The sequence below is a fragment of the Sulfitobacter sp. M368 genome, assembly GCF_025141875.1.
GTDB classification, from domain to species: domain Bacteria; phylum Pseudomonadota; class Alphaproteobacteria; order Rhodobacterales; family Rhodobacteraceae; genus Sulfitobacter; species Sulfitobacter mediterraneus_A.
Genome location: NZ_CP081113.1, coordinates 3,547,501 through 3,562,765 on the forward strand (window position 1 = coordinate 3,547,501; position 15,265 = coordinate 3,562,765).

16 protein-coding genes, 1 tRNA gene and 1 rRNA gene (1 of these 18 cut by a window edge) are annotated in these 15,265 nt (G+C 57.7%); 8 read left to right on the forward strand and 10 right to left on the reverse strand.

Going from position 1 to position 15,265, the window contains the following annotated elements; all coding sequences use genetic code 11:
* Positions 1-99: ribosomal RNA gene (locus tag K3754_RS17505) — 16S ribosomal RNA — on the reverse strand; it reaches 1,363 nt to the left of the window's first position.
* A gap of 744 nt (positions 100-843) precedes the next feature.
* The gene (gene msrQ / locus K3754_RS17510) at positions 844-1,461 is read right to left on the reverse strand and encodes a protein-methionine-sulfoxide reductase heme-binding subunit MsrQ (protein WP_259938922.1); all 618 of its coding nucleotides are present in this window, start codon (positions 1,459-1,461) and stop codon (positions 844-846) included.
* A gap of 96 nt (positions 1,462-1,557) precedes the next feature.
* Here msrQ and K3754_RS17515 point away from each other — a divergent pair, with 96 nt between their 5' ends.
* The gene (locus tag K3754_RS17515; RefSeq protein WP_259938931.1) at positions 1,558-2,217 is read left to right on the forward strand and encodes a hypothetical protein; all 660 of its coding nucleotides are present in this window, start codon (positions 1,558-1,560) and stop codon (positions 2,215-2,217) included.
* Here K3754_RS17515 and msrP read toward each other — a convergent pair.
* The 4 genes from msrP to clpB form a co-directional block, all read right to left on the reverse strand.
* Positions 2,214-3,119 (reverse strand): protein-methionine-sulfoxide reductase catalytic subunit MsrP, encoded by a 906-nt coding sequence (gene msrP, locus K3754_RS17520; protein WP_203209863.1) that lies wholly within the window; start codon positions 3,117-3,119, stop codon positions 2,214-2,216. The genes K3754_RS17515 and msrP overlap by 4 nt on opposite strands.
* Positions 3,120-3,266: 147 nt before the next feature.
* The gene (locus K3754_RS17525; RefSeq protein WP_259938932.1) at positions 3,267-3,917 is read right to left on the reverse strand and encodes an HAD family phosphatase; all 651 of its coding nucleotides are present in this window, start codon (positions 3,915-3,917) and stop codon (positions 3,267-3,269) included.
* A 48-nt stretch (positions 3,918-3,965) separates the two neighbouring features.
* Positions 3,966-4,469, reverse strand: coding sequence for a GNAT family N-acetyltransferase (locus K3754_RS17530; protein ID WP_259938933.1), 504 nt, complete (start codon positions 4,467-4,469; stop codon positions 3,966-3,968).
* A gap of 118 nt (positions 4,470-4,587) precedes the next feature.
* Positions 4,588-7,203: an ATP-dependent chaperone ClpB gene (clpB, locus tag K3754_RS17535; RefSeq protein ID WP_259938934.1), complete on the reverse strand. Its 2,616-nt coding sequence runs from the start codon at positions 7,201-7,203 to the stop codon at positions 4,588-4,590.
* A gap of 375 nt (positions 7,204-7,578) precedes the next feature.
* Between clpB and K3754_RS17540 the strand changes: the two genes are divergently transcribed.
* Positions 7,579-7,893 (forward strand): orotidine 5-phosphate decarboxylase, encoded by a 315-nt coding sequence (locus K3754_RS17540; RefSeq protein ID WP_203209859.1) that lies wholly within the window; start codon positions 7,579-7,581, stop codon positions 7,891-7,893.
* A 237-nt stretch (positions 7,894-8,130) separates the two neighbouring features.
* Positions 8,131-8,823: an orotidine-5'-phosphate decarboxylase gene (gene pyrF / locus K3754_RS17545; protein ID WP_259938935.1), complete on the forward strand. Its 693-nt coding sequence runs from the start codon at positions 8,131-8,133 to the stop codon at positions 8,821-8,823.
* A gap of 186 nt (positions 8,824-9,009) precedes the next feature.
* Here the strand turns inward: pyrF and K3754_RS17550 are convergent, their stop codons facing one another.
* Positions 9,010-9,444 carry an NUDIX hydrolase gene (locus K3754_RS17550; RefSeq protein ID WP_259938936.1) on the reverse strand — a complete coding sequence of 145 codons (435 nt, stop codon included), beginning with the start codon at positions 9,442-9,444 and terminating at the stop codon, positions 9,010-9,012.
* Positions 9,445-9,499: 55 nt separating this feature from the next.
* On the opposite strand from K3754_RS17550, the gene K3754_RS17555 reads away from it, so the two are divergent.
* Entirely contained in the window at positions 9,500-10,753 is a 1,254-nt protein-coding gene (locus K3754_RS17555; protein WP_203209856.1) for a DNA polymerase IV, read from the forward strand.
* On the opposite strand, the gene K3754_RS17560 is transcribed toward K3754_RS17555, so the two are convergent.
* On the reverse strand, positions 10,731-11,348 hold the full coding sequence (locus K3754_RS17560; protein ID WP_259938944.1) for a TetR/AcrR family transcriptional regulator: 618 nt from the start codon (positions 11,346-11,348) through the stop codon (positions 10,731-10,733). The genes K3754_RS17555 and K3754_RS17560 overlap by 23 nt on opposite strands.
* A gap of 86 nt (positions 11,349-11,434) precedes the next feature.
* On the opposite strand from K3754_RS17560, the gene K3754_RS17565 reads away from it, so the two are divergent.
* On the forward strand, positions 11,435-11,932 hold the full coding sequence (locus tag K3754_RS17565; RefSeq protein WP_259938946.1) for a DUF1772 domain-containing protein: 498 nt from the start codon (positions 11,435-11,437) through the stop codon (positions 11,930-11,932).
* A gap of 3 nt (positions 11,933-11,935) precedes the next feature.
* Here the strand turns inward: K3754_RS17565 and K3754_RS17570 are convergent, their stop codons facing one another.
* Complete coding sequence (locus K3754_RS17570; protein WP_259938948.1) at positions 11,936-12,796, reverse strand: N-formylglutamate amidohydrolase; 861 nt, start codon at positions 12,794-12,796, stop codon at positions 11,936-11,938.
* A 149-nt stretch (positions 12,797-12,945) separates the two neighbouring features.
* On the opposite strand from K3754_RS17570, the gene K3754_RS17575 reads away from it, so the two are divergent.
* Both K3754_RS17575 and ykgO read left to right on the forward strand, forming a co-directional pair.
* A tRNA-Val gene (locus K3754_RS17575) sits at positions 12,946-13,020 on the forward strand.
* A gap of 95 nt (positions 13,021-13,115) precedes the next feature.
* A complete protein-coding gene (ykgO, locus tag K3754_RS17580) occupies positions 13,116-13,241 on the forward strand; it encodes a type B 50S ribosomal protein L36 (RefSeq protein WP_005850168.1) in 126 nt (41 codons plus the stop codon).
* 92 nt (positions 13,242-13,333) lie between these two features.
* On the opposite strand, the gene K3754_RS17585 is transcribed toward ykgO, so the two are convergent.
* Positions 13,334-14,167, reverse strand: coding sequence for a PhzF family phenazine biosynthesis protein (locus K3754_RS17585; RefSeq protein WP_259938950.1), 834 nt, complete (start codon positions 14,165-14,167; stop codon positions 13,334-13,336).
* A 148-nt stretch (positions 14,168-14,315) separates the two neighbouring features.
* On the opposite strand from K3754_RS17585, the gene yghU reads away from it, so the two are divergent.
* Positions 14,316-15,191 carry a glutathione-dependent disulfide-bond oxidoreductase gene (yghU, locus tag K3754_RS17590; protein ID WP_259938951.1) on the forward strand — a complete coding sequence of 292 codons (876 nt, stop codon included), beginning with the start codon at positions 14,316-14,318 and terminating at the stop codon, positions 15,189-15,191.
* The last annotated feature ends 74 nt before the right edge of the window (positions 15,192-15,265 follow it).

The window sequence follows — 15,265 nt, forward strand, 5'->3', positions numbered from 1 at the left end:
CTAACCCGTCCGCCGCTCACCCCGAAGGGTGCGCTCGACTTGCATGTGTTAGGCCTGCCGCCAGCGTTCGTTCTGAGCCAGGATCAAACTCTCAAGTTGAAAAGCAATTGCTTGCTTATCCTTGACGTCGAACCTCTGCACATCGACCATAAGACCTTACTGAAATCCTATGGCGTCTTTTCTGTTTGATGTACTTAAAGTTACCAAAGTAACCGAAAGCCACTCAAACAGTGAAGCTGACACTCCATCATCGACCGAAGTCTAAGAGCGCGATATGAAGAGGTTGATCCATCGAATGAACCAAACCGCCCACATATCTCTTCAGATATCAAATTTTCAAACAGCGTAGAGACAAAAGTCACCGAGATGCGCCCTAACTTTTTGGCGCGCCCCGCCGAAATTACCTCAAATTTTCTCTCCGCCTCCGAACCCCACTTCCGCGTCCCCGCTTCCGTCTGGCCCGTCCAGCGCCCCGTTTGAGCGTCACCGCTCGTCCGGTAAGGGGGGTTCTAGAGTTAGTGGCGGATGCCCGCAACCCCTTTTTTCCGGAAATATGCATTTTTTGTAACGCACCCTGTTTTTTGTATGAAAACAGGGGTTTGCTTGCATTTTATGTCTGAAATTCGGCCTGTTGAGCAGCATTATTGCTCTTACCATAGGGCAACTGGGCCGGACGGGCACAACATCTCGTATCGGGGCGCCGCCGCGCGGGGCGATTGGTCCGGAGAGTCGCCCGGAAAACCTCAATGAATCGGTCTGATTTGGCGATTCACCGGTGAATCGGCTCAGTCTCCAAGGAATCGCAGACGGCTGATCCACCGGACCTGGGCGGCGAGTCGCGTCTTAGCGCACCTTGGCGGTTGTGCGGGACTTGATCCGCAGGGCCAGCAGCAAAAGGATCACAGCCATGTAGATGAGCGGCTCCAGCTGGATGCCTTTGACCAGCCAGATAAAGTGAACGGCACCTAACAATACTGCCAGATAGGTCAGTTTGTGCAGCTTGCGCCAGTTTGGACCCATCTTGCGGACAGACCAGTTGTTCGAGGTCATCGCCAGGGGAAGCAGACACAGGAACCCGGCCATGCCGATCGTAATATAGGGGCGCTTCCAGACATCGGCCCACATCTGCCCCCACAGCAGGCTCATATCCAAAACCACCCAAACCGCGAGATGCAGGGTGACATAGATAAAGGCCAACAGCCCGAAAGCCCGCCGGAACTTGATCAAGTTGATGCCCAGATGCCGGCGCAGCGGCGTGATGGCCAAGCCAATAACCAAGAGTTTGAGCGCAAATTCACCCAGCGCATGTTCCAGCCCCTTTATGGGTTCGCGGCCCAACCCGCCAGTTTGCGCCAGATAGACAAGCCAAGGCAGCCAGAGCAGACATAGTATATAGAGAACCCAACTAGGGATCTTGCGGGCGGCAGCGTTTATAATTTGTTGGGCCTTATTCACTGTCATTCTCTCTTTCGCCGAACCTGCGCCCCATTTTCACCACAATAAATGCCGATGAAAGGGTGCTGCCAGAATGCAGCGTGTAACGACGGACCCCAAGTAATGACGCATGATCAGGCAATGATATATACTGTTGTAGGTGTGATCGCCGGGTTGGCCATGACGGGCACCCTGGCCAAATGGCGTCAAGACAAAGCGGGACCACCGGTTTTTGCCCCCGGTGAAACAGCGGATCCATCGGCCGCATTGCCAGAAGACGACGATGCGGAACTTCACCCCAGCGGATGGACAGAGCTACGCCCTGCATGGGGTGTCCGTGTCATCGTGCCTTTTGTCGCGCTGGTTCTTTTGTTCACAGTGGACACCGCGCCGTTCTGGAATTTCTTTGCTGTCAGCAATCAGCTGCTCAAAAACGCAGCCTTCGTCCTTGTCGGCGCTTTGTTGGCTTACAATTGGTTTATGGTGCTGTTTGTGCAGCGCGTCACCTATGACAGCCAGAAAATCGAAAGCTGCGGCAATGATTTTGTGCCGCAATCGCGAGACCTCACAAGTTTGATCAGCGTCCGAGATCATGAAAAACGTCCGGTCCTTGTTTTGGCATTTATCGATCAAAAGCCGCTCTATGTTCCCAAATACATCGCACAGCGGGGCCGGTTCCTGGCCGATATGGAGCGGATCGTTCGGGCGAACCGCATGATGCCCACCCAAACAGAACTGCGCACTGAATTGGATTTCGATCTGGACATCGCCCAGAGCGCTTAAAAGTTCTTTTGCATGTCCATCCCGGCGTAAAGCGCAGCCACGTCTTCTTCATACCCGTTCAACATCAATGTCGGTTTGCGCTTGGCAAACAATCCACCGCCGATGGGCCGTTCGCTGGCCTGTGACCAGCGTGGATGATCCACCTCCGGGTTCACATTGCTGTAAAACCCGTATTCACGCGCATTCGCTTTGTTCCAGCTGGTTGGCGGCTGTTTGTCTGTCAGGGTGATGCGGACAACGGATTTGATTGATTTGAACCCATATTTCCACGGCACCACGAGGCGCAGGGGCGCACCGTTCTGATTTGGGATGTCTTTGCCGTAAATCCCTGTCGCCATGATCGTCAGCGGGTGCATGGCCTCGTCAAGACGCAGACCCTCCACATATGGCCAATCAAGCACGGGAAAACGCACGCCGGGCATTTCGTCGGGGCGCAGCGCCGTTTCGAAGGCGACGTATTTTGCGCCCGATTGAACCCCCGCCATCGCCAACAGATCGGCCAGTTCAAACCCGTTCCACGGAATCACCATCGACCACGCCTCAACACAACGAAACCGGTAGATGCGTTCCTCGATGGTCATCGCCTTGAGAATGTCCTCAAAGGCATAGTCGCCCGGATTGTCCACCAGCCCGTCGATCTTGACGGACCACGGCGCGGTTGTCAGCGTGTGGGCATTGCGGGCCGGATCGCCCTTGCCGGTGCCGAACTCGTAGTAGTTGTTGTATTGGGTGATATCGTCATAGCTGTTGGGCTCAAGCGTTTCGCTCGCGGCGGCGGGAATGCCCAGGCCCGCCAATCCGACACCTGCCGCTGCTCCGGCCATCCATTGCCGCCGGTTCAGAAACGCGTGCTCCGGTGTGCAATCGCGGTCTTTCAGGGTGTTGGTCCAGCGGTTCGCCATGACATGCTCCTCTATACATCTGTATCGGAGGTAGTGCGCGTGCAGGTTTCAGCCAATTGAAATGCGCCTGTGTTTCAGGGATCACACCGGATTGTCAGAGAGCGTGTATAAGGCGCTTTGCCTGCAACTTTGGTCACAGGCCGCGGATCAACCCAGATCTAGAAGCGCGGGAAGATCCGCCATATCGTCAAAAAGGACATCGCAGAACGGCCTCAGCTTTTCCGGATCGGCATCCGCATGATAGCCAAAACAAGTCATACCTGCCGCTTGCGCGGCTTTGGCCCCGGTGGCGCTGTCCTCTATGACAGCGCAGCGGGCGGGCGCGACGCGGGTATGGAACGCGGCCTTGAGATAAACATCCGGGGCAGGTTTGGCCGCTGGACAATCATGGGCCGAAAAAATCCGCCCTTCAAACCTCTCCCACAGACCGCAACGGCCTAGGGTGACTTGCATCTTTTCCATCGGACCGTTGGAACAGGTCGCATAGCCAACCCCGGCGCGATCCAGTCGGTCCAGCATATCAGGCACGCCGGGGATCACCTCGCATTGTGCATTTAGAACCGCGAAGACCTCTGCGTATATTTGCATCAGCCAATCGTCCGGCAATTCCGCGCCCAGCACACGGGCGCTTTTCATCGCGCCTTCCATTGTGCCGCCGACAAACAAGCGGCCAATGTCCTCGGTCTTGATCATCAAACCGTGCCGGGCAAAGTTCTGCTGTAGAACAGCTTGGGTCAGCGGCTCACTGTCCACCAACACGCCGTCGCAATCAAAAAGAACGTAATCTGCTGTCGCCATGGCACCATGCACCACAGATCAAGCCGGGAATAAACCCCGGCATGCGGATCACCGATCCGGCGCCAGCAATTCCAGGTAGATACTGTCGAACCATTTGCCGCAAATTTCGATGGTGTTTTTCGCCTGTCCGGTGATCACAAACCCCAGCTTTGTCAGCATCGCGAGCGAGGCCGCGTTATCAGGATCGACATCTGCCGTGATCCGGTCAAGCCCGAGGGTCTCGAACCCATGGGCGATCACCGCCTGCACCGCCTCCGTCGCGAAGCCGCGCCGCCAGTAATCGGGATGCAGGATGTAGCCGATTTCCGGCATTTGCCAAAGGCCAACCTTTCCGATCACCTTGCCCTCATGCTCGATCGCAAATTCGGCATGGCTGCCGGGATCGCCGGCCAGCGTCCGATCAATCATCCGCGCCGTATCCGCGACCGAAGCATGGGGCAACGTGCTCCAATATCGCATGGCGGTTGGGTTGCCGAATACTGCAAACAAGTCTTCCGCGTCCGAAGGATCAAACGGTCGCAGAACAAGACGCGGGGTCGTGAGAATGGTCATCGCAGTTACGGCTTCTGAGGTTGGTCGAAGATCACACAACTCTTGCAGGTCAAAGCGCCAAAAGAAAAGGCCGGGGATCACCCCGGCCTTCGGTTTTGCGTTTCATGCTGGTCCAGCCTTAGTGGATCACAGCGTCATCCGGTTTGGGCCGATTGCTGGCCGCAACGCGGTCCCCGATGATCAGACCATCCGTGCCTGCCGAAACCGTGATCGTATCACCGTCCCGCACATCCCCCGCCAGCAGCATCTCGGCCAGTGGGTCTTGCAACGCGCGTTGGATCACACGCTTTAACGGCCGCGCACCAAAAACCGGGTCATAGCCTTCATCCGCCAGCCAGGTCTTTGCGCCCGCATCCAACTCCAGCGCGATCTTGCGCCCCGCCAGACGTTTCAGCAAACGCGCAAGCTGGATATCCACGATGCCGGTCATGTCATCGCGTGCCAGACGGTCAAAGATGATGGTCTCGTCCAACCGGTTGAGGAATTCTGGACGGAAATGCGCCCGAACAGCATCCATCACATCCCGCTTGGCCTGTGCCATGTCACCGCCATCGGGCAGTTGGCTCAGCGCCTGCGCCCCAAGGTTGGAGGTCAGGATGATCAAGGTCTGCTTGAAATCCACGGTGCGGCCCTGAGCATCGGTCAGAACACCGTCGTCCAGAACCTGCAACAGCACGTTAAAAACGTCCGGATGGGCCTTTTCAACCTCATCAAACAGAACCACCTGATAAGGCCGCCTGCGCACCGCTTCGGTCAACACGCCGCCTTCTTCATAACCGACATAGCCCGGAGGCGCACCGATCAGTCGTGCAACAGCGTGTTTTTCCATGAATTCTGACATGTCGATGCGCACCATCGCATTGTCATCATCAAACAGGAATTCTGCCACCGCTTTGGTCAATTCGGTTTTCCCAACGCCGGTAGGCCCAAGGAACAGGAAACTGCCCAAGGGGCGGTTTTCGTCGTTGAGACCGGCCCGCGCACGGCGCACGGCATTGGCAACCGCTTTCACGGCGCTGTCCTGGCCAATCACGCGGGCGTGCAACTGATCCTCCATCCTGAGCAACTTGTCCCGCTCTCCTTCGAGCATCTTGCCCGCAGGGATACCGGTCCAGCGCTCCACCACGGATGCGATCTGATCAGGCCGCACGGCCTCTTCGACCATAACGCCTTCTTCGCGGCTTTCGGCGGCTTCGAGGTCTTTCTCAAGCTGCGGGATGACGCCGTAGGACAGCTCCCCCGCCTTGGCGAGGTTGCCTTCACGCTTGGCAATGTCCAGATCGGCGCGGGCGCGGTCCAGCTTTTCCTTGATGTCACGGGCGCCGGCCAGCTTGTCCCGCTCGGCCTGCCATTGTGCAGTCATCTCGGCGCTGCGATCCTGCAAATCAGCCAGATCTTTTTGCAAGGTCTCCAGCCGGTCTTTGGACGCCTGATCATCCTCCAAAGTGAGCGCCTGTTCCTCAATCTGCAATTGCAGGATCTGCCGGTCCAGCGCGTCCAGCTCTTCGGGTTTGCTGTCTACTTCCATGCGCAACCGGCTGGCGGCCTCATCCATCAGATCGATGGCTTTGTCCGGCAGGAACCGGTCAGTGATATAGCGGTGCGACAGGGTCGCTGCCGCAACGAGGGCAGAGTCGCTGATACGGACACCGTGATGCAGTTCGTACTTTTCCTTGATGCCGCGCAGGATGCTGACGGTGTCTTCGACCGTTGGCTCCAACACCATCACAGGCTGGAACCGGCGGGCCAGCGCCGCGTCTTTCTCTACATATTTACGATATTCATCCAGCGTGGTCGCGCCGACACAATGCAATTCACCCCGTGCCAAGGCTGGTTTCAGCAGGTTGGAGGCATCCATCGCCCCGTCTGCCTTGCCCGCACCGACCAAGGTGTGCATCTCGTCAATAAACAGGATCACCTCGCCTGCGGCCTCGGTCACTTCGGTCAGAACGGCCTTGAGACGTTCTTCGAACTCGCCGCGGTACTTCGCACCAGCAATCAACGCACCCATGTCCAGCGACAGCAGCCGCTTGTTGCGCAGGCTTTCCGGCACGTCGCCATCCACGATGCGCAGCGCGAGCCCTTCGGCAATTGCGGTTTTACCCACGCCAGGCTCACCAATCAGCACCGGATTGTTCTTGGTTCTGCGGCTCAGCACCTGCATCGCCCGGCGGATTTCCTCGTCGCGGCCAATGATGGGATCAATTTTTCCCTCTTCGGCGCGGGCCGTAAGATCAAGGCTGTATTTCTTCAATGCGTCATAACCATCTTCGGCACTGGCCGTATCGGCCGTGCGCCCTTTACGAACATCATTAATGGCAGCGTTCAGCCCTTGCGCAGTTACCTTGCCAGCCTCCAACGCGGTTTTTGCGCCGGATTTGACCATGCACAGCGCCATCAAGATACGCTCAACCGGAACAAAGCTGTCACCGGCCTTCTTGGCCAGCGCGGCAGCCTCATCCAAGACTTTGGTTGTCGCGTTATCAAGATAGACCTGCGCGGCATCGCCGCTGACTTTCGGCATTTTGCCCAGTGCCAACGCCAGCGCATCTGTCACGCGGCCCAGATCACCGCCAGATGCAGCAATCAGGTTGGCAGCAAGCCCCTGATCGTCGTCCAACAATGCTTTTAGAATGTGTTCTGGGGTCAACCGTTGGTGGTTGTCCCGTGTCGCTATAGTCTGCGCTGCCTGAATGAAACCGCGCGACCGCTCCGTGAACTTGCTCAAGTCCATGGTGTTCTCCTTCTTGTTAAGCGCCCGTCGATGGATATGCCCGCCCGGCGGCACACACCCTATTGGGCCTCGGTTCTAATTTGGGGACTGGAGGAACCTGTTCAAGGCGGTGGTGGTCGTTTTTTTTGTCCTGCGCCCACCGGAGATTTTGTGCGGATTTCCGCCCACCTCCTCATTTTGTGATGCACAGCGTGTTTTGTTCCCCCTTGTTTTGGCGCGGAACCACCCCCAAATCGAAGGTATGCAAGTCACTGTACTCGGCTCTTTGTAAGGTGAATGCATTGGGAAATGAAACTAAACCGCAATGTTCCGCGTTGTTAACTGAGACACATGATGACGACACCAAACCAAACAGGACCCCGCAAGGAGACCAACATGCAGACCAGCCCGATCAAATTGACCGACGTTATCTACAACGCCGCCAATCAAAGCTTTGAGGCTTGCGTCACGGTTTACGGCGAAAATGGCGCACGCAAATACGCCTGTTCCATTGAGGCGCCGATTTCGATGTCTTTTGAGGACGCAGCCAATGGCCTGCGCACCCAAGCCCTGCGCCGCCACGCGAAACGTGGCGGCTTGCATTCGCAAATGCGCCGCTTTGCACCGCAACAACGTGCCCCGCGGTCCCGGTTCGATCCGGTGCGTTGGTTGGAAACGCTGATCAACGGCGAACAGCGCAACGCGGCATAAGTTTCTGTGGGGGTTCTGCCTCCCCCATAGCCTCGGTGCAGGTTCGCGCGTTCTGTCCCCGCGTTCCTGCACCCCAGAGACCTCTGCTGCCTGCATTGTCTCTGATACTGACCCGGTTCATGCTCCCCCCGCATGGCCGGGTTTTTTTTGCCTTGGCCTGAACAGCACATCATCAGTGGACTTGACCCGCTCAACAGCGTAGGTCAGGGCCGTTTGCACTTTGCCTGGAGCCTTGCCATGACCGACGACCGCCTGATTGTTGCCCTTGATGTTCCACATGCCCATGCGGGCCTTGAGCTTGCCCAAAAGATTGGGGATGCGGTGGGGTTTTATAAGATCGGTTTGGGGATGCTTTGCGGTGGCGGTTTGGCACTGGCCAATGAGTTAAAGCAGGAACACGGCAAGCGGATTTTTCTGGACATGAAGTTGTTCGACATTGGCGCCACGGTAGAGGCCGCAGTACGGGGATTGGCACAGTTTGATCTCGACTTTCTGACCGTGCATGGCGATCCGCATGTGGTGCGTGCCGCCAAACAGGGCGCCGCGGGCAGTGATATGAAAATTCTCGCGGTCACGATCCTGACTTCGCTGGACCGCGCCGACCTTGATGCGGCGCTGATACAGCAGGGTGATTTGCCTGATTTGGTCAGCACCCGCGCGGGACGTGCATTTGATGCGGGTGCGGATGGCGTCATTGCTTCCCCCCAAGAGGCGGCCATGATCCGCGCCTTGCCGGAGGCGAAAGGCCGGCTGATCGTGACCCCCGGCGTGCGGCCTGCTGGCGCGGCACTCGGCGATCAAAAACGTGTCGCGACCCCGGCGCAGGCCATCGCGGACGGTGCAGATCATATCGTTGTGGGCCGTCCGATCTGGCAATCCGACGCCCCGCGCACGGCAGCCGAGGCGATCCTGTCCGAGATTTCCCACTGAAATCAAAGTTCAACCACAGACTGTAACAAATTCACAACATAGCTGATCTAGCCCGTCTGATCACAGTTCAACATCCTATGTCGAATTGCCCAAATATGGTAGGTTTGTAGCAGGTGATACTCCCCGACGAACTGGTTCTTCCTGATGTTCGTCACCTCCCCCCCGCTACACGCAGCGGGGGGCTTTCTATTTGCCCCTATCTTCACTTTCCTCAAAGTAATCTCGAAGCCGATCCTGAAACCGTGGCACTGCCATGGGGTGGGACAGGAATACCTGTGGATCCATCAACGTCCATCGCTGCCCTTCATCGCCAAATACTACATCTTGTGAAGCTTCCGCAGGGGCACCCACAACAAACAGCCAATTGACCGTCCCGCCCGACCGATAGGCGCGTTTCCATAGCACCGATGCCGGTGTGATCTGCAGGCCCAATTCCTCAAAGCATTCCCGGCGTGCGCATTCAAAAGCTGTCTCATTGCCTTCGCGGCCACCGCCGGGAAAATCCCAGTGATTGGCATAGGGCAAATCCGGCAAATCGTCGCGTAAGATTACGGCCAGATTAGCCCCTATAAAGAGGCAGACCTTTGCCCCTCCAAATGCCTGCTCATCGGCCATGTTCATCTGTGCTCCCATTGGGTAAACTCACCTTCGAAACCTCAGCCCACGGTGTCTGACCATGGCCGCCCTTTGCCGTGATTGCCTGTCTCAAATCGCCCCTGCCCGGCGCTGCCCCTCCTGCGGCAGCCCGCGTGTTCTGGTGCATGACGAGCTTGAGACCCTTTCCATAGCACATATGGACTGTGATGCCTTCTATGCCTCTGTTGAAAAGCGTGACAATCCCGAGCTGAACGGCAAACCGGTGATCATTGGCGGTGGCCGACGCGGCGTGGTTTCGACGGCTTGCTATGTTGCGCGGATTCGCGGGGTGCGTTCGGCAATGCCGATGTTTCAGGCGCTCAAGCTGTGCCCGGAGGCCGTGATCATCAAGCCTAGAATGGACGCTTATGTTGAGGCCTCCCGCGCGATCCGCGCCATGATGGAGGAGTTGACCCCCGCCATTGAGCCCCTGTCTCTGGATGAGGCGTTTCTGGATATGACCGGCACCGCCCGCCTGCATGGCGCACCGCCAGCAGTGATGTTGGCCGGGTTGGTGCGCCGGATGAAAAATGAACTTGGGCTGACCGGATCCATTGGCCTCAGCCATAACAAGTTTCTGGCCAAAGTCGCCTCTGATCTGGACAAACCTCATGGATTTTCGGTGATCGGCGCGGCGGAAACCGGCGATTTTCTACGCGACAAGTCCGTCAAACTGATCTGGGGCGTTGGCGCCGTCACGCAGGGCGCGCTGGACAAAGCGGGCATTCGCACCTTTTCGGATCTGCTGCGCTGGGAAAAGACCGACTTGGTTGCCCGGTTCGGAGGCATGGGTGAACGGCTTTGGCACCTGGCGCGAGGCCAGGACAGGCGGCGCGTTTCGGCGCATGAGCCTGTCAAATCCATCAGCAAGGAAACCACATTTTTCGAAGACACCGGCAATGCGGATATTCTGGACGGCCATCTGTGGCGGCTCTCCGAACAGGTCGCCGATCGCGCCAAGGCCAAGGATCTGGCAGGACGCATTGTCACGCTCAAGATCAAACGGTCCGACTTCAAAACGCTGACCCGGCGCGTGTCGCTTCATGATCCGACCCAATTGGCAGATCGCATCTATCGCCACGCCCGCGCCCTGTTTGACCAATTGGACGATCAAGGGCCATTTCGCCTGATCGGTTGCGGTATATCCGATCTCAGCCCGGCAGAAGGGGCCGACTTGGCCGGTGATTTGCTGGACCCCGATGCTGTCAGGCGCAGTCAGGCAGAGCGGGCGACGGACCAGATCCGTGATCGGTTCGGCAGCAAGGCCATCGTCAAGGGACGGGCGCTGCGCTAGGGCGGCAAAGCTGCAACAGGTGTGACATTGCCTGATCGGCCTGATGCGTGACGTCTTCGGCGGTCGGGGCGGGCAGCACCCCAATCGCGCGGCGCATTTGCTGATCTCCGACCAGCAGGTTCATAAACAAACTGCCAATCTCTCCCTGTGCGGGGGGCTGTAACAACCCCTGTTGAACAGCTGCGACCAAGACCTCCTTAATCAGCGGCAACACCTCATCGCGCCCGCAGGTGGCGATAACCCGCCCCAGATCCCCGGTCGCATCCGCAGCTGCCGCTCGATTGAGCGCGATGGCCTTGTCCCCCAACAACATGCCCAGTAAAACCGGTGCCATGCGGTGCAATACCTCCAAGGGAGGCAAGCCGTCATCGACCAAAGCTTGCAACCCATTGCGTACCGCAGCGGCATTGGCGCGGACCATGCTTTCAAACAACCCGTTCTTATCTCCGTACCACCGATACATCGTTTCGTTTGACGCCTTTGCGGCTTTGGCAACAGCCAACATAGATGTGCCGTCATAGCCATGCAGCGCCAACAGGTCATAGGCTGCGGCCTCAATCTCCCGGCGGCGCTGTTGTTTTTTCTCGTCCCGCAATTTTGTCTCCCCTCTTGACTTCATACCGTACATATCAATACGGATATGTAAAGGCGTACACATTCGTACGGATATAGGAGATCGATATGCCTTCGCTCATTCGCCCCCTCGCTCTGCTCAGTTTGCTGCTGTCTGCGGCTCTTTTTGGTTTTTTCTATGCTTGGGTTTGCTCAACCATGTGGGGGCTGGATACGGCCGATCCGCGCGTGGCTATTGCCGCAATGCAGGCGATGAATGCCTCTGTGCGCAATGCGGTGTTTGCGCCTGCGTTTTTTGGCACAGCACCAGTTCTGCTGCTCACAGCATTTGTCATGTTGCGCGAAAAACAAAGCGGTGCAGCACTGTGGTTCGGGTTGGCGGGGGTCATGGTCGCGGTCTTGGCCGTGGCTTTGACAGCCGCGTTCAACATCCCCATGAACGAGGCATTGGCAGGCGTCGCGGTGCCGCAAGACATTGAGGACGCGCGTATCATCTGGGCCGAATATTCGACGCAATGGCAGGTATGGAATCAGATCCGTACCGTAACCTCGGGCGTTGCAGTGTTGTTCGTGGGGATCGGCATAATGCGGCTTGGCTCCGCATGAACGTTATTCTGCGGCCAATGGCACCCGTCCTTGGCCAATCGCGGCCACCTCGGCCACGACCTGCCGCAGGGCTGCTTTGACCGCGTCAAAGTTCCCGTTGAGCTCGATCTTGGCCTCGTCAAGATAGAGCGATCGGTCCAGTTCGATCTGCACGGCGTGCTGGTTGCGGGATGGGCGTCCATAGGCCTGGGTGATGTAGGCCCCCGCAAATGGCGTGTTGCGGGTGACTGTGAAACCCGCGGACAGGAACGCCGATTCAACGCGGTCCACAACCCCGCCCGATGCCGAAGCGCCAAACCGGTCACCAATAACAACATCAGGGCGCCGGACACCGGCCCGCGCAATACCGTCCATTGCCTCATGCGGCATGGAATGGCAGTCGATCAAGATTGCTTGGCCGTGACGCCGTTGGGCAACATCCAGCAGATTTTGCAATTGGTTGTGGTAGGGCCGCCACAAACGTTCAATGCGGTCGGCGGCGTCGGCATGGCTGATCTTGCCATGATAAATCGCACGGCCATTGGCGACCACGCGTGGAATCACCCCAAGGCCCGAGGCCACACGTGGATTGTGCCCCTGACGGCGGACCCCTTCGATCAAGGCGGGATCCAGTTCTTCACAAGACCGATTCAGGTCAAGATAGGCCCGCGGTGCACCGGCCATTAGGAAAGGCGCGCCAAATTCCACCACAGAATCAAAGAGTTGATCCACATAAGCATCTTCGGATGACCGGATCAGATGGGCATCCAGCACGGTTTGCTCTAGAAAATCAGGGGTATAATTCCGCCCCGAATGCGGCGAGGCGAAGACAACACAAGACCGGTTGCGCACCGGGTGCAGAACATCATAAGCGGTCTTGGACATATGCGCCCCTTTCCCCCTCTTCATAGCGCATAAATTTGAATTACCAAAAGCCCTTGAACAAAGCTCCGACTCCTTTTATAGCACCCCAACCGGCGCGTCATTTCGCGCCCCGTTTTTGTTTGGGGCATGGGATAACACGCTGATTAAGTGGGTGATTAGCTCAGCGGTAGAGCACTTCGTTGACATCGAAGGGGTCACTGGTTCGATCCCAGTATCGCCCACCACCTGTTTCACTGGTCCTTTCGGGGGCCGTCCGTAACCCGGCGCTGGTCCTTCTTTTCAAAAGGAAGGCGGGGCCACAGATGGAAGGATAAGGACTATGAAAGTTCGCAATTCGCTCCGCTCGCTGAAAAACCGGCATCGTGATTGCCGCGTTGTGCGTCGCAAAGGCCGCGTTTACGTGATCAACAAGACACAGCGCCGGTTCAAAGCCCGTCAGGGTTAATTTGATCGGTAGACTGGCAACAGTCAGAGCTATTCAAAAGGCTGCCTTTTTCGGGGCAGCCTTTTGCTATTTCAGGCGTCAGGATCGAAACCTTAGATTTCGACCGTCCCTTCGATCACGATTGTTGTGGCCCCGCCAATCATCACATCCGCGCCACGGTTGCTGACGAACACCCGACCATTTCGTCCGATGGCGGTGCCTTGGGCGATGACAATATCATCCGCCAGCCGTCCCTGCGATTTGAGCCAGACCGCAATCGCCGCATTCATGGAGCCGGTAATCGGATCTTCGGCCATCAGGGAGGCCGGTGTCAGGTTGCGGGATTCGTAGTGTGCATAGGCACCACCCGGATGCTTCCCAAGCACCGCCACACCGCGAAACTCAGGGGCGGACACCGCGCGGGCATCCAATGACAACACCCGCTCTGCGCTGTGCAATTCGATCAGGTTAAATGCCGCGCCATTGTTCACCCGCGCCGAAGCGGCAATATCCGCATCGCTCAGGCCCAAAGCGGCGGCGATCCGATCCCGCTCGGCCAGGTCCGCTTCATCAATCTGGGTTGGCGGGGCCACGAAGGCCGGGACCGTGCCGGACAAATCAATCTCGACCAGACCGATTGCGCATTCCTGCATAACGCGTCCGGCAACCTTAGGCACGCCACCGGCATGCAACCACGCGGCACAGCTGCCCAAGGTCGGGTGCCCGGCAAAATCCATTTCGCGGGTGGGCGAGAAGATTCGCACGCCGTAGTCGGCATCTGAATGTTGAGGTGGCACCAGAAAGGTTGTCTCGGCCTGATTGGTCCAGATCGCGAATTGCATCATCTGCGCATCGCTCAGCCCTGCGCCTTCCAAGACCACCGCAAGCCCGTTGCCGCGCAGTGCCGTATCGCTGAACACATCACATTGAATAAACCGCCGTTTCATCTTTTGCCCTCCGTTGGTTCAGCACAATTGCACATATTGTAGGCGCCAAAGCAATTTGACCGCGCCACTTGTGGCCCGCCACGATCCGACTACCTTGCACTGTGACAGACGGTGCAGGACGTGCCGCAGAACCAAAAGAGGAAAACAAATGGCCGACAGCACCGAATACACACCCCCCAAAGTCTGGACCTGGGACGCAGAAAGCGGCGGACGTTTTGCCAGCATCAACCGCCCCATTGCCGGGGCCACCCATGACAAAGAACTGCCTGTGGGCAAGCATCCCTTTCAGCTTTATTCACTTGCCACACCCAATGGCGTCAAGGTCACCGTGATGCTCGAAGAGCTGCTGGCGGCGGGCCACACGGGCGCGGAATATGACGCGTGGCTGGTCAATATCGGCGAGGGCGATCAATTCGGCTCCGGCTTCGTGGAGGTGAATCCCAACTCAAAAATCCCCGCCCTGATGGACCGTTCCGGCGATACGCCGCAACGGGTGTTCGAATCCGGTGCGATCCTTCTGTACTTGGCGGAAAAGTTCGGGGCGTTCTTGCCCACCAATCCCGCACAACGGACAGAGGCGCTAAGCTGGCTGTTCTGGCAGATGGGCAGCGCGCCGTATCTGGGCGGCGGCTTTGGCCATTTCTACGCCTACGCGCCAGAGAAATTCGAATATCCGATCAACCGCTTTGCGATGGAAACAAAGCGCCAGCTGGATGTGATGGACCGCCATCTGGCTGAGAACGAATATTTTGGCGGCGAGTACTCCATTGCCGATATGGCGATCTGGTCATGGTATGGGCAGTTGGTTCTGGGTCGCCTGTACAGCGCGGCAGAATTTCTGGATGTGGCGACCTACAAAAACGTGCTGCGTTGGGCCGAGGCCATCGACGCCCGGCCTGCGGTCACGCGCGGGCGGATGGTGAACCGGGCCTTTGGCGATGATCTGTCCATGCAGCTGCACGAACGCCACGATGCATCTGATTTCGAGACCAAGACCCAGGACAAGATTGGCGATCAAAGCTGATCCCCTGCCCTGCCGTTTCAGCGGCAGGGCGCCTTTTCCAACAAAAACTATCAGGAATACCTTGCGCTCTGCAG

Excerpts from the sequence above, each read along its gene's own strand:
- K3754_RS17540 (WP_203209859.1), top strand. The coding sequence starts at position 7,579 with ATGCAGACCAGCCCGATCAAATTGACCGACGTTATCTACAACGCCGCC.
- yghU (WP_259938951.1), top strand. The coding sequence starts at position 14,316 with ATGGCCGACAGCACCGAATACACACCCCCCAAAGTCTGGACCTGGGAC.
- K3754_RS17515 (WP_259938931.1), top strand. The coding sequence starts at position 1,558 with ATGACGCATGATCAGGCAATGATATATACTGTTGTAGGTGTGATCGCC.
- clpB (WP_259938934.1), bottom strand. The coding sequence starts at position 7,203 with ATGGACTTGAGCAAGTTCACGGAGCGGTCGCGCGGTTTCATTCAGGCA.
- K3754_RS17525 (WP_259938932.1), bottom strand. The coding sequence starts at position 3,917 with ATGGCGACAGCAGATTACGTTCTTTTTGATTGCGACGGCGTGTTGGTG.
- K3754_RS17555 (WP_203209856.1), top strand. The coding sequence starts at position 9,500 with ATGGCCGCCCTTTGCCGTGATTGCCTGTCTCAAATCGCCCCTGCCCGG.
- ykgO (WP_005850168.1), top strand. The coding sequence starts at position 13,116 with ATGAAAGTTCGCAATTCGCTCCGCTCGCTGAAAAACCGGCATCGTGAT.
- K3754_RS17530 (WP_259938933.1), bottom strand. The coding sequence starts at position 4,469 with ATGACCATTCTCACGACCCCGCGTCTTGTTCTGCGACCGTTTGATCCT.
- msrQ (WP_259938922.1), bottom strand. The coding sequence starts at position 1,461 with ATGACAGTGAATAAGGCCCAACAAATTATAAACGCTGCCGCCCGCAAG.
- K3754_RS17570 (WP_259938948.1), bottom strand. The coding sequence starts at position 12,796 with ATGTCCAAGACCGCTTATGATGTTCTGCACCCGGTGCGCAACCGGTCT.
- pyrF (WP_259938935.1), top strand. The coding sequence starts at position 8,131 with ATGACCGACGACCGCCTGATTGTTGCCCTTGATGTTCCACATGCCCAT.
- K3754_RS17565 (WP_259938946.1), top strand. The coding sequence starts at position 11,435 with ATGCCTTCGCTCATTCGCCCCCTCGCTCTGCTCAGTTTGCTGCTGTCT.
- K3754_RS17550 (WP_259938936.1), bottom strand. The coding sequence starts at position 9,444 with ATGAACATGGCCGATGAGCAGGCATTTGGAGGGGCAAAGGTCTGCCTC.
- msrP (WP_203209863.1), bottom strand. The coding sequence starts at position 3,119 with ATGGCGAACCGCTGGACCAACACCCTGAAAGACCGCGATTGCACACCG.
- K3754_RS17585 (WP_259938950.1), bottom strand. The coding sequence starts at position 14,167 with ATGAAACGGCGGTTTATTCAATGTGATGTGTTCAGCGATACGGCACTG.